Source organism: Aliirhizobium wenxiniae, from assembly GCF_014201355.1.
Lineage (GTDB): Bacteria > Pseudomonadota > Alphaproteobacteria > Rhizobiales > Rhizobiaceae > Neorhizobium > Neorhizobium wenxiniae.
In genome coordinates, this window is record NZ_JACHEG010000001.1 from 1173645 (window position 1) to 1189669 (window position 16025).

The window sequence follows — 16025 nt, forward strand, 5'->3', positions numbered from 1 at the left end:
GCGCCCGCTGCCGCATCTTTTGGGATCGGCGTATGTCTGGCTCTTGCCACAGTCGCGTGGTCCAAGCACGTAAATTAGCGTCAAAGCCGATCATATCGCGTGACCGGATAAGCTATCGTTAACATAAAAGACCGCCGCAGACGGGTCCACGGCGGTCTTGTTAAGTAATGTGAACGGCCTTAGTGCGGCTGCGGCTCGAGACCTGCTTCGGGTTCTCCACCCTTCGGCTCATCTTTCTTGCTACCGGTCGACGGCACGGCCGAACCACGGCTCGGTGTCGAATCGTCACCGAGATCGCGCGCCGGCTTTTCGCCCCGCAGTAGTGCCTTGATCTCTTCGCCTGTCAGCGTCTCATACTCGAGCAGGCCTTCGGCAATTGCGACAAAGCCGTCGTGATGCTCGGTGAGGATCTGGCGTGCCTCGGTATACGCTTCATCGATCAGACGACGCACTTCCTGGTCGATCTTCTGGGCGGTTGCCTCCGAGACGTTCTTGGACTGCGAAACCGAGTGACCGAGGAAGACCTCCTGCTGGTTTTCACCATAGGCAACCTGACCGAGGATGTCGGAAAAGCCCCACTGGGTGACCATGGCGCGGGCAAGCTTGGTGGCCTGCTCGATATCGGAAGACGCACCCGAGGTGATGTTTTCCTTGCCGAAGGTCAGCTCCTCGGCAACGCGGCCGCCCATCATGATGACGAGGCGCGACACCATCCACTTGTAGCTCATCGAATAGCGGTCGCCTTCCGGCAGCTGCATGACCATGCCAAGCGCACGTCCGCGCGGAATGATCGTCGCCTTGTGCAGCGGATCGGCAACCGCGACCTTGAGCGCCGTGATGGCGTGGCCGGCTTCGTGATAGGCGGTAAGCTTCTTTTCGGCTTCGGTCATGGCAGAGGAGCGGCGTTCCGCACCCATCATGATCTTGTCCTTGGCGTCCTCGAATTCCTGCATGGTGACGAGACGCTTGTTGCGGCGCGCAGCCATCAGGGCAGCTTCGTTGACGAGGTTCATCAGGTCGGCACCGGAGAAGCCGGGCGTACCACGAGCGAGAACCTTGAGGTCGACATTCGGTGCCAGCGGCACGTTGCGCGCGTGAACCTTCAGGATGCGCTCACGACCGACGATGTCCGGGTTCGGCACTACGACCTGACGGTCGAAACGGCCGGGACGCAAGAGCGCCGGATCGAGAACGTCGGGACGGTTGGTAGCAGCGATCAGGATGATGCCTTCGTTTGCTTCGAAACCGTCCATCTCGACCAGCAGCTGGTTGAGCGTCTGTTCGCGTTCGTCGTTACCGCCGCCAAGGCCTGCGCCACGATGGCGGCCGACGGCGTCGATTTCGTCGATGAAGATGATGCAAGGCGCATTCTTCTTGGCCTGTTCGAACATGTCGCGCACACGGGATGCACCGACACCGACGAACATTTCAACGAAGTCCGAACCGGAAATGGTGAAGAACGGCACATTCGCTTCGCCGGCAACCGAGCGGGCGAGCAGCGTCTTACCGGTACCCGGAGGGCCGACAAGCAGAACGCCGCGCGGGATACGTCCACCAAGACGCTGGAACTTCTGCGGGTCACGCAGGAATTCGACGATTTCCTCGAGATCCTGCTTGGCCTCGTCGACGCCGGCAACGTCTTCAAACGTCACGCGGCCATGCGCCTCGGTCAGAAGCTTGGCCTTGGACTTGCCGAAGCCCATCGCACCGCGCGATCCACCCTGCATCTGGCGCATGAAGAACAACCAGACGCCCAGGATGAGCAACATTGGCAGCAAGGTGCCGAGATAGCTCAGGAAACCTGAAGAACCGTCCGTTTCCGGCCGAGCGACGATGTTGACATTCTTCTCCTGTAGACGCGACATCAGCGAGTCGTCGATTACAGGCGAATACGTCTGGAAGCTCTGGCCATTTTCGGCAAGTGTACCCATGACACGGTTGCCCGTCACCACGACGTCGCGCACACGACCAGAATCCACGTCCTTAAGGAACTGCGAATAAGAAACTTCGCGGGAACTGGTTTGTGAAGGCGCCGTCTGGAACATGCTGAACAACGCGATCAGCAAGAGGGCTATGATAGCCCAGAGGGCAAAATTACGAAAGTTTGGGTTCATCGAACTCCCCGGACTGCCATTGCGGCCGCTGGAGCGGCCACCTTTCTTGCCCATAACATAAGGTTGCGTTGCGTCCTTGCCAAGGCAAGGCAGCCCTGCCGTTTAGCTTTTCCGCTCGAAAACCTTAATTGGAGCGGCGGGAAACTCATCACATCCGAACAAAAGCCCGAGTTCACAACCTAGAATAAGATCAAACTGCGGCAAAAAACGGTCATATGGGGCAAGAACCGGCTGGGCGATCACACTCGCTTTATCGATTGCGCTCGATGAGGGAGTGGAGAACTCGATCTGCGGCATTACTCCCATGGCCCGCATCGAGATAGCCGGAGGCGCACCGGGGAACATGACCATGGCCGCGGCACGCTCCGAAACCTTCGGGCAGACCTCGACAACCTGATCCGTCCGGTTGCTGATCCGGTAGCGGCCGTCCCAAATCCCGGTTGTTCCGCCCGGGATATTAACGGAAATCAGGTCGCGATTTTCGCGATGCATATAAAGGCCTTCCCGCCTCAGGTCGAAGATCACGCGCCCAGCCGTCATGCGCCCCATGCTGCGCCGATCAAGCATCGTCATGACGCGTTCCATTGTTGCTGCGGCCGGCAGGTGTTGGCGTCCACCGAGAATGGCTGCAAGGCTCGCCAGCAGATGCCGTAACGTCTCGGCATCCTCGTTGAGCGCTTCCGGAGCGAGCTGAGCAAGGACCCCGTGCACGACGGTCAGATGCCGGCGGGCAAGTCCGGCAGCCTCTTCGGCCAACTGGCTGCGGCGGCGAGCGGCTGGCTGGATGGTCTCCAGCGCCTGGGCGGAATGATCCGAAAGGTCCTGTCTCACCCGCACCCGCTCGTAGTGCCGGTCGACATTGCTTGGATCGTCGATCCATCCTCTGCCCGACCGGCGCAGGAATTCCCGTATGGCCTCGCGCCGCGTCGCAAGAAACGGGCGCAACAGCCAGCGGCGTCGATCGAGCAAAACGGCCTCCGCCATGCCCGCGAGCCCAAGATTGGCATTCGCCTCGCTGCGGACAGCCCGCATCGCGATCGTTTCCATCTGGTCGTCCAAAGTGTGCCCGGTAACGATGATATCGGCTTCGAGCACATCGGCAGCCTCCATCAGCAGGAGATAACGCGCTTCCCTTGCTGCAGCAGAGATTCCGGACTTGGGCTTTTCGCCTGACCAGCGGAGGGTCCGGTGAGGGATAGACATTTCCTCGCATTGACGTGCCACAGCCTTGGCTTCGTCAGCAGATTCGACCCTCAATTCGTGATCGATCGTTGCCGCGACAAGCTCATGTCGCGTTTCCTTATCGGCAGCAAGTGCACCGTGAAGTCCAAGAAGCAGGCCTATCGAATCGCTTCCCCCCGAGACCGCCACAAGAATACGGGTTGGCCTTACCAGACGCTCGAGAAGCGATTGCACCGCCTCCTGTGGTGAGATCGGCCAGCCTTGGACGACGGTCATCGGGCGGTTCGCTAGCAGCCGAGGCGCTTCTGCTCACTGCTGACCTTCGAAAGCACAGCCTTGGCAGCAGTTGGGTAACGGCGCGGTACTTCCTTGAGCGTCGCGCAGGCAGTCTCGTTGTTATCCAGCGCCGCAAGCGACATGCCGAGCTTCAGAAGCATTTCCGGAGCCTTAGGCGATTTTCCGTATGTCTGGTGCGCATTGAGGAACGTCTTGGCAGCATCGTTATACTTGCCCTGCGAATACTGCGCCTCGCCGAGCCAGAAATTGGCATCCGCAAGGCGAGTGCTCTTGGGATAGGAAGAGATGTAGGTGGAAAACTCCGTCTCGGCGAGCTGGTAATCGCCAGTCAGCACGTGATCATAAGCAATCTTGTAGGCATCGCTTTCACTGCCGAGCGACGCTGTTTTCTGAGGATCCTTGCCTGCACGGGGTGATCCCATGTCGACCCCGGGAAGCGCGGATGAATTGCGGGCACTGTCGTTGCGGCTGGCGCCGACCGGATTACCGTTCTGGTCAAATTCCATTGAGCCGAGCGTCGTTGGAGCCGGCGCGCTACTGCCCTGCTGAGCGCCTGCACCGATGTCGGATGGTGCCTCGATGGCGCGAGCGACATCATCACCTCCGGAAGACTGAGGCTGGGTAGATGAGGAAGGGCGGCTGGACGCCACGGCCGGTTGCCCGGTCGTGTCGCCCAAATCGCTTCTCTTCTTCTTTTCCAGCTCCTGGAAGCGGAATTCGTTATCCTCCTGCGTTTTGCGCAGTTGCTCCTGCATCTGCAGCAGCTGATAGCTCATTTCCTCGATCCGGCCGTTCAGCTGCCGGAGTTCTTCCTGGAGTTGCTGGTTACGAACGGCATCATTGCTCTGCGCCAGGATGATTTCGCCTTTTTCGGGCTTTGCCTGTTGCGGAGCGCTCTGCTCGCCCTGGAAGAGTTTCGGCAGAGACAGTTGGAATGCCCCGGCGGGGCCTGTCATTGCCGCCAGCCCTAGCATTGCTGCCAAGACAATTTTCTTCATGTCGTTCGTCCTGCTTCTCTGATTTGCGTCGGGATGACGCGAGACGGATTTTTCTTACCTGCCGGCAAAAAGCAACCAAGCCATCATTCAAAATCTAGGGAATCGGGGCCAAACTAAGGAAAAACAAAAAAGGTGGCCGAAAGACCACCTTTTCTAACGTAATTGTCATCTTCGCCGAGGCCGAAGCCTCCGCTGAGATTACATGCCAGCGCCGCCGAGAACGGTAACAGCACGGCGATTCTGCGACCAGCAGGAGATATCGTCGCAAACGGCGACCGGACGTTCCTTACCGTAGGAGATCGTCTTCATGCGGTTTGCCGGAACGCCGCGCGATGCAAGATATTCCTTGGTGGCAGCGGCACGGCGTGCGCCGAGTGCCAGGTTGTATTCGCGGGTACCGCGTTCGTCGGCATGGCCTTCGACGGTGATCGCGTAGTTCGGGTAACGGGCAAGCCACTGAGCCTGACGGTCGAGCGTCTGCTGGGCGTCTGCGCGGACCGAGGTCGAGTCGGTATCGAAGAAGATACGGTCGCCAACGTTGACGGTGAAGTCCTGGCTGGAGCCCGGCGTAGCCGAACCTGCGCCGCCGAGGCCAAGCTCACCTGCGCTGTTGGGCAGGTTCTTCTTGTTGGCGCAACCGGCAAGTGCCAGCGCGAGCGTGAGCGCGATAACGGCTGGATTGCGAGCGAGGGTCTGCATGCGGCTCATCGCCGGGGTATCAGTGCGGCTCATGGCCGGTCTCTCCTTGGATCATGAAATTCAGAGTTGCCAGACTCTAACCTAATTGAGTTAACCATGTTCAAATGGCTATGGTTAACCAAAGCTTTCGGTGTCCTGTATCTGCCCCATTCCCGCGAGATTGGGGCAGGAAAGAGGCGGGATCGCCTCACTCTTGATTGCACCTGTTCATACAACCTATTCCAGAAGCGGCGACCACGCCGGGTCGGAAGCATAGGACGGGGTTTTGACCATCTGCTCGTTGTAGCCGGTCAAGTCGATCGAATAGAGCTGCGGACCACCGGCACCGGCACCCTGACGGAAGAACATCAACACGCGGCCATTCGGCGCCCAGGTCGGACCTTCGTTATGGAAGCCCGAAGTCAGGATGCGTTCGCCCGAACCGTCCGGCTTCATCACACCGATCGAGAATTTTCCGCCCGACTGTTTGGTGAAGGCGATCAGATCGCCGCGCGGCGACCAGACCGGTGTCGAATACGAACCGTCACCGAAGGAAATACGGTTCTGCCCCGAACCGTCGGCGTTCATCACGTAGATCTGCTGACGGCCGCCACGGTCGCTTTCGAAGGTGATTCTCTGACCATCCGGCGAATAGGAAGGTGCCGTATCGATCGCCGCCGTCGACGTCAGACGCGTCGTAGTGCGCGAGCGCAGGTCCATCGTGTAGATATTGGCATTGCCTTCCTGCTGCAGGCTCATGATGACCTTCTGGCCATCCGGAGAGAAGCGCGGCGAGAACGTCATGCCCGGAAAATTGCCGACCACTTCACGCTGTCCGGTCTCAAGCTGCAGCAGATAGACGCGCGGCTGGTTGCCTTCGAACGACATGTAGGTGACTTCCTGCCGGCTCGGCGAGAAGCGAGGCGTCAGAACCAGATCCTTGCTGTTGGTCAGCATGCGAACGTTGAAACCGTCCTGGTCCATGATCGCAAGCTGGCGCTGGCGGGCAGTCTTCGGACCGCTTTCCGAGACAAACACGACACGCGTGTCGAAATAGCCCTTTTCACCGGTGATACGCTCGTAGATCGCATCGGCGATGATGTGGGCTAGACGCCGCCAGTTGTCCGGCTGGGTGAAGAACTGCTGACCGGTCATCTGCTGGCCGGCATAGGTATCCCACAGGCGAAACTCGGCGCGCAAACGGCCGTCACCCTCGCGGGTAACGCGGCCGACGACCAGTGCCTGGGCATTGATCGCCGTCCAGTCCTGGAAGCGCGGAGCCTTGTTCGGATCCGAAATCTTCTCGATAAACGCAGCCTTGTTCACAGGGGCGAACAGTCCCGAGCGCTGCAGGTCGGCAGCAACGACCTGGGCGATCTGCGCACCGAGATCGTTATTGGACTGAAAGTCCGTGATCGCGATCGGCAATGGCTGGACATTGCCCTTGTTGATGTTGATTTCCACTGCGGCCTGTGCCGACGTGGAAAACGTCATCGCCATTCCGGCAATCGCCATCATGATACCGATGAGGGAATGTCTGATCATATCGCTAAAGCCTTTCAGCTATTTGATTCTTTAGAGCCCCAGATCACTGGGGTCGAAATTCACGGCAACTTCGCTCCAGGCGTCGTATTTCTCGGCCGGCAGGCCCTTGAAGGGTTGAGACTTCAGGACGGCGCGCAAAGCGCCACCTTCCATCGTCCTGCGCGCCATGGACGAACCGCCCGTCGAGGTCACTTCAGGCTCGCCGACGATCATGCCCGACTTGTCGAGCCGGAACGTCACCCGGATCACCATGCCCTGCAATCCTTCGATACCGGCAATGGTCGACCAGTTGTTCTGGATCTGGCCGCGCAACGCGTCCATCTCGCTCAGGCTCAGCTTCGCGCCGGTGGACGGCTTGGTGCTGCCTGTGGATGCCGGCGAGACCGAGCGCTTGGCGCCACCGCCGGATGATTCCTGCTTGTTCAGGAGCGAGGCAATCTCGTCGGCGTTGAAGTCGCTCTTCTGCGAAGAAGATGACTTTGCAGTCTCCTGCTTTTTGCCTTCCTTCTTGTCGGTCGGCTTTGCAGTCTCGGCTGGCTTCGTTTCCGGTTTTTTCTCGACCGGTTTTTCGACGGGCTTTTCAACCGGCTTTGCCTGCTCCTTCGGCGGTTCCGGCTTCGGCTTGGAGGCAGGCAGCGGAATGGAGGAAGGCAGCGGAATTTCCTCTGCCTGGGTCTCCGCGGGAGCAGGTGTCGGTTCCGGCTTCGGAGTGGGCTCAGGCTTCGGCGGCGTCGGCTCGGGCTTCGGCTGTGGCAGCGCGGCGACCTCGGTCGGCTTCGGCGCGGTTTCTTCCGGCGCGATATCCTTGACTTCGTTCTGCTCGGGCGTTGGTGTCGGCGTCGGGCGTTCGGCCGGTTTCGGGGCAGCCGCGGCCTCCACCTGTACCGGTCGCTTGGCAGGTGTAGGTGGTGTTTTCAGGTCGACATCGTTCTCGCCGGCATTTTCGGCGCCTTCGACGATCTTCTGGTTGTTGGTCGGCTTGACCGAGGGCTTTTCCAGCATCGGCGCCGTCTTGTCGCCCTGCTGCATCATTGTGGTATCTTCGATCGGCACGATGTCGACAGGCAATGCCTCGACATCGGCCACGGTCATGGGCGCCGGCGCACTGAGCGAAACCATCGCCCAGGTCAAAACCAGCGTATGAAGAACCAGCGATGTGCCGAGACTTCCCTTCATGGCACCCGATCACTTATCCGTTTCTTGAAGCGTCACGAGGCCGATATTCTTGTAACCGGCGGAAGAGATGCGGGCCATGACTTTCATCACGACGCCATAGGCGGCAGCCGTATCGCCACGCACATAGATGCGCTCGTTATAACCGGTCGTGGCGATCGCCTCGAGCTTCGGCACGACTTCGTCAATCGCGATCGGTGTTTCCTGCAGGTAAATTTCACCCGCCGGATTGACCGAAATGGTGATCGGCTGGGTATCCGAATTCATCGCCTTCGCCTGCGTTTCCGGCAGGTCGATCGGCACGCCGACGGTCATCATCGGAGCAGCCACCATGAAGATGATCAGAAGCACCAGCATGACGTCGACGAGCGGCGTCACGTTGATTTCGCTGATGGCGCCACCACGACGGCGACCGCGACGTCCGCGGCGGCCACCACCCGATGCATTCGCTCCTCCGGCAGACATGCCCATGATCTAGCTCTCCTTCGTCGCGCGGCTTATTGCGCGGCCTGGCGCGGCTGCAGCTTCTCGTCGATCTGACGAGACAGGATGGCCGAGAATTCGTCGGCAAAACCTTCCATGCGGGAATGAAGTTTGCCCGACTCGGCCATGAACTTGTTGTAGGCGATAACAGCCGGGATAGCGGCGACGAGGCCGATCGCGGTTGCAAGCAGCGCTTCGGCAATACCGGGAGCAACGACCGCAAGGTTGGTCGACTTGGAACCGGCAATCGCCTGGAACGAGGTCATGATACCGACGACCGTACCGAAGAGACCGATGAACGGGCCGGCCGAGCCGATCGTTGCGAGCGATCCGAGGCGTGCCTCATAGACTTCGCTTTCGCGCGCCATCGTCACATCCATAGCCCGGTCGATACGCATCTGCAGGCCGATCGGCGAACGCGCGCCGCGTTCAAAGCTCTTTTTCCACTCGCGCATGGCAGCGACGAAGATGGCGGAGAGCCCGTTGTTCTGGCGCTCGCCAAGCGTGCGGTAGAGCTCTTCCAGTGACTGGCCCGACCAGAAGACCTGCTCGAACTGATCGAACTGCTTCCGCGCCTTGGAGAAGCTCACATACTTGTCGAGCACGATCGCCCAGGTCCAGACCGACGCCCCGAGCAGACCGATCATGACCAGCTTGACGAGAAGCCCCGCCTGCATAAACAACGCCAGCAGACTGACGTCGTGCGTTGCGGCTTCCAAAGCTACCTGTTCCATCAACTATCCCCGAATCCAAACGCCCGGCATGGTGACCGGGCGGGTTCCAAAGCGCATGCTCGCGAATATCTGTCTGACCACCGAGAGCGCAGCCCTAACCCCAAGATGTCCTGAGTTTTCTGCTTGGCTTCTCGCCTTCAAATTTGGTCAAAGGAAGGCGTGCGTTGCACAAATTCCTCGGCCCTGAGTAAGACAACATTATCGTTAATAATGCGTTACAATCGCGCACCCCATCCCCCTGAAACGACTCGATAAATCCGCAAACGATGATTGCTTTTGCGCACCGCTCGCCGACCATACCGGCGGGGTGAGCGCGAGATATGCCGGCGTGCAACCATCGGCAGCTTGAGCGCGACAGATGCTTTGACTATCCGTCCGGCCATCACCATGCCGCCTTGAGGCGACCTCGCGCAACTTGGCGGAGAATATTTTCAAAGAGGAATAAATGTTTGTTTTTAAACGCACACTGATCGGTGCCGCTCTCCTATCCGTGTTTCTGATTTCACCCGCGACCGCCAAGGATATACCGCCGAGAACAGCCGGCCTATGGCTGCTCAAGGCCGAAGACAACCCTTTCGCGGACTGGTCGATGTGCATCGATGAGGCCAGGAACGACTTTCTCGATACCGACGTCTGGGACAATTTCGCCAATGAGTGCAAGGTCACGAGTTCCAGCACCCGCAAATCATCAGGCAAGATCGACGCGACCTGCAAGCTGACCGAAAAGACCGACGCCAAATTGCAGGTCACGTTTTCGGGAGACTTCAAGACCGGCTACAGCTTCGAATCAGTCACGCGGTTCGTGAATGCGCTCGGCAAGACCAATACGCTCCATGCCAATGCCAAGGTGACCTATGCCGGAAAATGCCCGGCCGAGCTTAAGCCGGGCATGAAGAAGATGACCAAGAGCGGCTTTATTCTGCGCCCCTGATCGCAAGATCTATAGGTCAGGTATGGCTCACTACGCGCCATGCCCCAGAAACTTATCTGCAATCGTCTCCGGCAGCCGCCGGGGTCGCCCATGCTTGTTGATCACTGCGATCACCACTTTAGCAGCGATCAACAGCGTGTCGCCACGGCGGATCTCCTGAGTGAGTACCATCTTGGCGCCACCCGCCTTTTCCGTCGCTGTCGTAATCGTCAGGACATCATCCATCCGCGCCGGTTGCTTGAAGTCGATTTCCATCCGATGGACGACGAACACGAGACCTTCCTCGTCGGCAGCCAGAAGCGCGCTCTGCTCGCAGCCCAGGCAGCGCAGATAGTCGGTCCGACCCCTCTCAAGGAAGTGAAGATAACGGGCGTGATATACGACACCGGAAAAATCCGTGTCCTCGTAATAGACGCGCTGCACGAGGCGGTGCCCGTGATCGGTCAGTTCGCCGGAGAGGAGAAAATTATCGCTATGCATCGGGCTTGCCTTGGAAAAACCTTATCGTTCTCTGGATATTGGCAGCATACCGCCCCACTATCCAACGGGCGTCATATTTCCTCCCTAACAGGAAAAAATCAGAACACCACTGGAGATTTTTTATGAAGATTGCAGTCATGGGCGGCGACGGTTTCATCGGATGGCCTACATCCCTTCACCTGTCCCATGCGGGCCATGAGGTCCACATTCTCGACAATCTTTCCCGCCGCTGGATCGATACCGAACTCGGCGTTCAGTCGCTGACCCCGATGGACAGTATCCAGGAACGCACTCGCATCTGGCATGCCGAAACCGGCCGCCGCATCCACTTCAATCTCATCGACCTCGCCAAGGATTACGAGCTTCTGAAGAACTGGCTGGCGGAACACCGCCCGGATGCGATCGTGCATTTTGCCGAACAGCGCGCCGCCCCCTATTCGATGAAGAGCGACCGTCACAAGAATTACACCGTCAACAACAACGTCAATGCCACGCATAATCTCCTGAATGCGCTGGTCGAACTCGATCTCGACACCCACCTCGTCCATCTCGGCACCATGGGCGTCTATGGTTATTCGACGGTCGGCGCAGCCATCCCCGAAGGCTATCTGCCGGTCGGCATCGAGACGATGAGCGGCGAAACGGTCTCCCAGGAAATCCTCTACCCATCCAATCCCGGCTCGATCTATCACATGACAAAGTGCCTCGATCAGCTTCTCTTCGCCTTCTACGCGAAGAACGATCGCCTGCGCATCACCGACCTGCATCAGGGCATCGTCTGGGGCACCCATACAGCTGAGACGCGCATCCATGAGCAGCTGATAAATCGCTTTGATTATGATGGGGATTACGGGACGGTCTTGAATCGTTTTCTCATCCAGGCGGCAATCGGGTATCCGCTTACCGTACACGGCACCGGCGGCCAGACCCGCGCCTTCATCCATGTGCAGGATTCGGTCCGCTGCATCGAGATCGCGCTCAACAATCCCCCTGCCCGCGGCGGCCGTGTCGAAATCTTCAACCAGATGACAGAGACCCACCGCGTCCGCGATCTGGCCGAGATGATTTCGAAAATGACAGGTGCAAAAATCGCCTGGCTGCCCAACCCGCGCAAGGAAGCACCGGAAAACGATCTCGTGGTGAAGAACGAGAAATTCATCGAACTCGGCCTCAAGCCGACCACGCTCGGCGAAGGCCTGCTTTCCGAGATCGTCGACGTTGCGAAGAAATACGCCTACCGCGTTGATCGAAGCCGCGTTCCCGCCGTCTCCGCCTGGACCAAGGACATCGCCGCCACTGTCGAACGCGACCCGGAAGGCAAGCGGCTGAAGTCGGTTTCCTAGGACACCGTATTTCGTCCTCCTCGTCCTCGGGTTAAACCCGGGGACGATGTACAATCCTGCCAAGGCGATAGATGCTCGGGACAGGCCCGAGCATGACGTGCGCGGCGCGCAAACAGGACCACAACAAGCCATGCGGAACGCCTTCGTCACCCTCGTGACCAATGCTGATTACATCATGGGCGCGACCGCACTGGTCCACTCGTTGCACCGGACCGGCACCACGGCCGATATCGTCATTCTGTATACGGGTGCGGTTTCCCCGGAGGCTCTGGGCAATCTCAAGAGGCTCGGCTGCCGAACCATCGAAGTCTCGCACCTTCGCCTGTCCGACGGCTTCAACGAGCGTCATGCCCGCAAGAACCTCCATGGTGCCGCCCCTTTCACCAAGGGACGGAAACCGGAGTTTCACACGCCGCTCGACAATTTCTGCAAGCTTCGGCTCTGGGAACTCACCGAATACGGCACTCTCGTTTTCCTCGATGCAGACGTGATTGTGCTGAAGAACATCGAAAAGCTGTTCGATTACCCGGAATTTTCAGCAGCCCCGAATGTCTACGAGAGCCTTGCCGATTTCCACCGGCTCAATTCCGGCGTCTTCGTCGCAAAACCGTCCGTCGAAACCTTCGAGCGCATGCTTATAGCCCTCGACCAACCCGACGCCTTCTGGCGGCGGACCGACCAGACCTTTCTCGAAAGCTTCTTCCCCGACTGGCACGGCCTGCCGGTCACCATGAATATGCTGCAATATGTCTGGTTCAATATGCCAGCTTTGTGGGATTGGAAAAGTGTCGCCATCCTGCATTACCAGTATGAGAAGCCATGGGAGACGGACCATCCCAAGGCAGAAGTGCTGCGTCCGCTGATCGACCTCTGGCAGGCCTTTCATGACGGCAGGAACATCCCCGATACCAGCACCCTACCCGGCCCACAGCTCTCCAATCCCGGAGATGTGGCGTGAGGGTGCTGGTTTCCGGCGGCACAGGCCTTGTCGGCCGCTATATCGTCGAAGGTCTTCTGTCGGCAGGATATGCCGTCACGGTTGGCGCCCGCAAACCAGCTCCGGCAGGTTTCTTCTCACAGCGGGCTGATTTCCGTCCGCTGCACCTTGATCCCAAACTCAATCAGTCTGGCGCATTCGAAGGCGTCGACGCCTTTATCCACCTGGCCTTCGATCATCTGCCGGGAAAATACCGGGGTGGTGAAGGCAAGGATCCGAAGCGCTTCCGGCGCATGAACCTCGACGGCTCGGTCAAACTCTTCGAGACGGCAAAGAAAGCAGGCGTGCAGCGAGCCGTATTTCTCTCCAGCCGCGCGGTTTATGATGGTCTTGAAGCAGGCACGGTCCTCACGGAAGATCTGGCGCTCTCACCGACATCCCTTTACGGTGAAATCAAGCTCGCTTGCGAACAGGCACTGCGCGCCTTATCCGACCCGGATTTCATCACCGCATCGCTGCGCGCCACTGGCGTCTATGGGGAATTTCGCCCCAACAAATGGGATGACCTCATCGCCGATGTGCTTTCCGGCAAACCGGTAGCGCCACGTGCGGGCACGGAGGTCCATGGAGCAGATGCCGCCCAGGCGGTCCGGCTCATGCTGACAACGGCCGCCTCCTCCATAAACGAACAGAGCTTCAACATCTCGGACGTCACGGTCGATACACGAACGATCCTGGAGAAACTGGGCCTCTCAGCCCAGCTGGTCGCGTTCGCGGCACTCTCCGCGAACGTGATGGCTACCGAAAAGATCCGCCGCATCGGCTGGCAACCCGGAGGAATGCGGCGGTTCGACGAAACCATGGCGATACTGGCTCGCCAGATCGAGGATGATCACTGATGATGTGAAGCATGCCGCTGGACATTGCCGTCCCGGCCATGACGGCTCGGCTGTTTCTCTCTTTTCTTCGCCTCAATGGCCTTGGCCTGCTCTTCCGCCCATTTCTGCCCAGCATCGCCCCCCCATAGGAGCCACGCGATGTATCCGGTGGAAGGCTCCTCATCATCACCGAAATTCTCGGCGCGCTTGTCGACCTTGTGGCGGGCGAAATAGCTGACCATTCTTTTGACGGTAAGATCGGAGAGCGACTTGCGATGCTGGAGATCGCGGGCGCGGGCAATGCCGACGGTCGTACCGCCACGGCGGAATTTCGCCCTGAGTTTCAGTCCCTTTTCCGCAGCGGATGCTACGTCCGCCGGCGGACGATTGTCTAGATCCTTATCAGCCATGGGTCTTCCTCACCTCCGACTGACTTTTCAGGACGCGGTCGCCGTCATCCTGTCTGATCAGGAATGCCGGTTCGCTGTCGTCCGCTTTGCGCTTGATCGTCTTTCCCTTGATCCGGCGCTCTACGTCCTCGGTGAATTTCTGGGTGACCTTGCCCTCTGCCTTGGAGCGCCCCCATTTCCATTCGACTTCATTTCCGACTTGGATTTTCTGCATGCATGGCTCCTTTCTCCCTTGGGAAACTCAAGGAGCCGGATGATGTTCCGAAATCAGCCCTTCAGATCGAGATCGCCATCCCGCTGAACCACATGACGCGGCGATGCCGGCAGATTTTCGATCTCTTCGGCGATGAAATAGGGTGGGATATCGAGAGCCTTGAGCGCATCCCTGGTCGCCGAAACCCATTTGAACTCAAGTTCATGCGTATCGACCACACGATGCACGACATCGCTCGGATGAAACGGAAAACTCTCCGGCAGTTCCATCCGGTAATAAAAGCCGAGTTCGTGCCAGTCCTTGCCTTCGTAATGAAAAAAGTTCTCCGCCACCCAAAGCAACGGGCCGATATCGGCGATCACGCCAAGTTCCTCGACCATCTCCCGCTTGAGCGTCTCCTCGGATGTCTCCCCCACTTCGGCCCGGCCACCGGGAAAAGTCCAGAAGGGCTCGTGAACAGCACGATGGACGAGCACATGCCCATCGCGAAACGCCAGGCCGGCAATGCGCATCTGAAAGATACGCTTAGGCTTGAATTTCATCCGGATACGCAGATCCTGCGGCTTGTCTTTCTTACTCATCTTCCAAACTCATGCGGAACTGTGCCGCTTCCATATCCTTGGGCGGCTGCAGGCCGAGATGTTTCCAGGCCACAGCGGTGAGCACACGCCCGCGCGGCGTACGCTGGATGAAACCCTGCTGGATCATGTAGGGCTCGATAATATCCTCGATCGCATCGCGTGGCTCGGAAAGACCCGCCGCGATCGTCTCGATCCCGACCGGCCCGCCGGCAAAATTCACCGCGATCATGTTGAGGTAACGCTTGTCGAGCTGGTCGAAACCGGCATGGTCGACATTCAGACGGACAAGCGCCTCATCGGCGATTTCTTTCGTCACGGCTTCGGCACGCGCCACCTCGGCAAAATCGCGCACGCGGCGCAGGAGGCGACCGGCGATACGCGGCGTACCACGGGCACGGCGTGCGATTTCACGAGCACCATCGTCCGTCATCTTCAGCCCCATCAATCGCGCCCCGCGCCGCACGATGCCCTCAAGCTCCTCTACGGTATAGAAGGACAGGCGCACCGGAATACCAAAGCGATCGCGCAGCGGCGTGGTCAGAAGGCCGATACGGGTGGTGGCGGCAACCAGCGTAAATTTCGAAAGATCGATCTTGACCGAACGCGCCGCCGGCCCCTCGCCGATGATCAGGTCGAGCTGAAAGTCTTCCATGGCAGGATAGAGAATTTCCTCGACCGCCGGGTTGAGCCGGTGGATTTCATCGATGAACAGCACGTCGCGTTCTTCGAGATTGGTCAAAAGTGCGGCAAGATCTCCCGCCTTGGCGATGACCGGACCGGAGGTCGAACGGAAATTGACGCCCAGTTCCTTCGCCATGATCTGCGCCAGCGTCGTCTTGCCGAGCCCCGGCGGGCCGACGAAAAGAACGTGGTCCAACGCTTCGCCACGGTTCTTCGCTGCCTCGATGAAGATCTTCAGATTGGCGCGGGCTTCCGCCTGTCCGGTAAACTCGTCCAGCGATTGGGGGCGCAAAGCCGTATCAAGATCTTCGCCCCGCTTTTCCGGCGAGATGAGGCGGGTTTCGTCAGTCATGAGGTATTTCCGTT

17 protein-coding genes are annotated in these 16025 nt (G+C 59.0%); 4 read left to right on the forward strand and 13 right to left on the reverse strand.

Annotation, left to right across the window (positions count from 1 at the left end; genetic code table 11):
* Positions 1–179: 179 nt before the first annotated feature.
* From ftsH to tolQ, 8 genes are all read right to left on the reverse strand, one after another.
* Positions 180–2114 carry an ATP-dependent zinc metalloprotease FtsH gene (ftsH, locus tag HNQ72_RS05720; protein WP_183990331.1) on the reverse strand — a complete coding sequence of 645 codons (1935 nt, stop codon included), beginning with the start codon at positions 2112–2114 and terminating at the stop codon, positions 180–182.
* A 102-nt stretch (positions 2115–2216) separates the two neighbouring features.
* Positions 2217–3572, reverse strand: a complete 1356-nt coding sequence (gene tilS / locus HNQ72_RS05725; RefSeq protein ID WP_183990339.1) for a tRNA lysidine(34) synthetase TilS — start codon at positions 3570–3572, stop codon at positions 2217–2219.
* Positions 3573–3583: 11 nt separating this feature from the next.
* Positions 3584–4591, reverse strand: coding sequence for a tol-pal system protein YbgF (gene ybgF, locus HNQ72_RS05730; RefSeq protein ID WP_183990341.1), 1008 nt, complete (start codon positions 4589–4591; stop codon positions 3584–3586).
* Positions 4592–4789: 198 nt separating this feature from the next.
* Positions 4790–5323: a peptidoglycan-associated lipoprotein Pal gene (gene pal / locus HNQ72_RS05735; RefSeq protein ID WP_183990343.1), complete on the reverse strand. Its 534-nt coding sequence runs from the start codon at positions 5321–5323 to the stop codon at positions 4790–4792.
* Between the two features lie 183 nt (positions 5324–5506).
* Positions 5507–6814: a Tol-Pal system beta propeller repeat protein TolB gene (gene tolB / locus HNQ72_RS05740; RefSeq protein WP_183990345.1), complete on the reverse strand. Its 1308-nt coding sequence runs from the start codon at positions 6812–6814 to the stop codon at positions 5507–5509.
* Between the two features lie 30 nt (positions 6815–6844).
* The gene (locus HNQ72_RS05745; protein WP_183990346.1) at positions 6845–7990 is read right to left on the reverse strand and encodes a hypothetical protein; all 1146 of its coding nucleotides are present in this window, start codon (positions 7988–7990) and stop codon (positions 6845–6847) included.
* Positions 7991–7999: 9 nt separating this feature from the next.
* The gene (gene tolR / locus HNQ72_RS05750) at positions 8000–8458 is read right to left on the reverse strand and encodes a protein TolR (RefSeq protein ID WP_183990348.1); all 459 of its coding nucleotides are present in this window, start codon (positions 8456–8458) and stop codon (positions 8000–8002) included.
* Positions 8459–8484: 26 nt separating this feature from the next.
* Positions 8485–9204 carry a protein TolQ gene (gene tolQ / locus HNQ72_RS05755; protein WP_183990350.1) on the reverse strand — a complete coding sequence of 240 codons (720 nt, stop codon included), beginning with the start codon at positions 9202–9204 and terminating at the stop codon, positions 8485–8487.
* 445 nt (positions 9205–9649) lie between these two features.
* Here tolQ and HNQ72_RS05760 point away from each other — a divergent pair, with 445 nt between their 5' ends.
* The gene (locus HNQ72_RS05760) at positions 9650–10135 is read left to right on the forward strand and encodes a DUF3617 domain-containing protein (RefSeq protein ID WP_183990352.1); all 486 of its coding nucleotides are present in this window, start codon (positions 9650–9652) and stop codon (positions 10133–10135) included.
* 30 nt (positions 10136–10165) lie between these two features.
* Here HNQ72_RS05760 and ybgC read toward each other — a convergent pair whose 3' ends face one another.
* Positions 10166–10615, reverse strand: coding sequence for a tol-pal system-associated acyl-CoA thioesterase (gene ybgC / locus HNQ72_RS05765; protein WP_183990355.1), 450 nt, complete (start codon positions 10613–10615; stop codon positions 10166–10168).
* A gap of 122 nt (positions 10616–10737) precedes the next feature.
* Here ybgC and HNQ72_RS05770 point away from each other — a divergent pair, with 122 nt between their 5' ends.
* From HNQ72_RS05770 to HNQ72_RS05780, 3 genes are all read left to right on the forward strand, one after another.
* Entirely contained in the window at positions 10738–11958 is a 1221-nt protein-coding gene (locus HNQ72_RS05770; RefSeq protein ID WP_183990357.1) for an NAD-dependent epimerase/dehydratase family protein, read from the forward strand.
* Between the two features lie 130 nt (positions 11959–12088).
* A complete protein-coding gene (locus HNQ72_RS05775) occupies positions 12089–12916 on the forward strand; it encodes a glycosyltransferase (protein WP_183990359.1) in 828 nt (275 codons plus the stop codon).
* Positions 12913–13794, forward strand: a complete 882-nt coding sequence (locus tag HNQ72_RS05780; RefSeq protein ID WP_183990361.1) for an NAD-dependent epimerase/dehydratase family protein — start codon at positions 12913–12915, stop codon at positions 13792–13794. Before HNQ72_RS05775 ends, HNQ72_RS05780 begins: the two co-directional genes overlap by 4 nt.
* Here HNQ72_RS05780 and HNQ72_RS05785 read toward each other — a convergent pair.
* The 4 genes from HNQ72_RS05785 to ruvB are packed head-to-tail and all read right to left on the reverse strand — an operon-like array spanning position 13788 to position 16011.
* Positions 13788–14183, reverse strand: a complete 396-nt coding sequence (locus tag HNQ72_RS05785) for a hypothetical protein (RefSeq protein WP_183990363.1) — start codon at positions 14181–14183, stop codon at positions 13788–13790. The genes HNQ72_RS05780 and HNQ72_RS05785 overlap by 7 nt on opposite strands.
* Positions 14176–14397, reverse strand: coding sequence for a hypervirulence associated TUDOR domain-containing protein (locus HNQ72_RS05790; protein ID WP_183990366.1), 222 nt, complete (start codon positions 14395–14397; stop codon positions 14176–14178). Before HNQ72_RS05790 ends, HNQ72_RS05785 begins: the two co-directional genes overlap by 8 nt.
* Before the next feature lie 53 nt (positions 14398–14450).
* Positions 14451–14978 carry an NUDIX hydrolase gene (locus tag HNQ72_RS05795; RefSeq protein WP_183990368.1) on the reverse strand — a complete coding sequence of 176 codons (528 nt, stop codon included), beginning with the start codon at positions 14976–14978 and terminating at the stop codon, positions 14451–14453.
* Positions 14971–16011, reverse strand: a complete 1041-nt coding sequence (gene ruvB, locus HNQ72_RS05800) for a Holliday junction branch migration DNA helicase RuvB (protein ID WP_183990370.1) — start codon at positions 16009–16011, stop codon at positions 14971–14973. Before ruvB ends, HNQ72_RS05795 begins: the two co-directional genes overlap by 8 nt.
* Between the last annotated feature and the right edge of the window lie 14 nt (positions 16012–16025).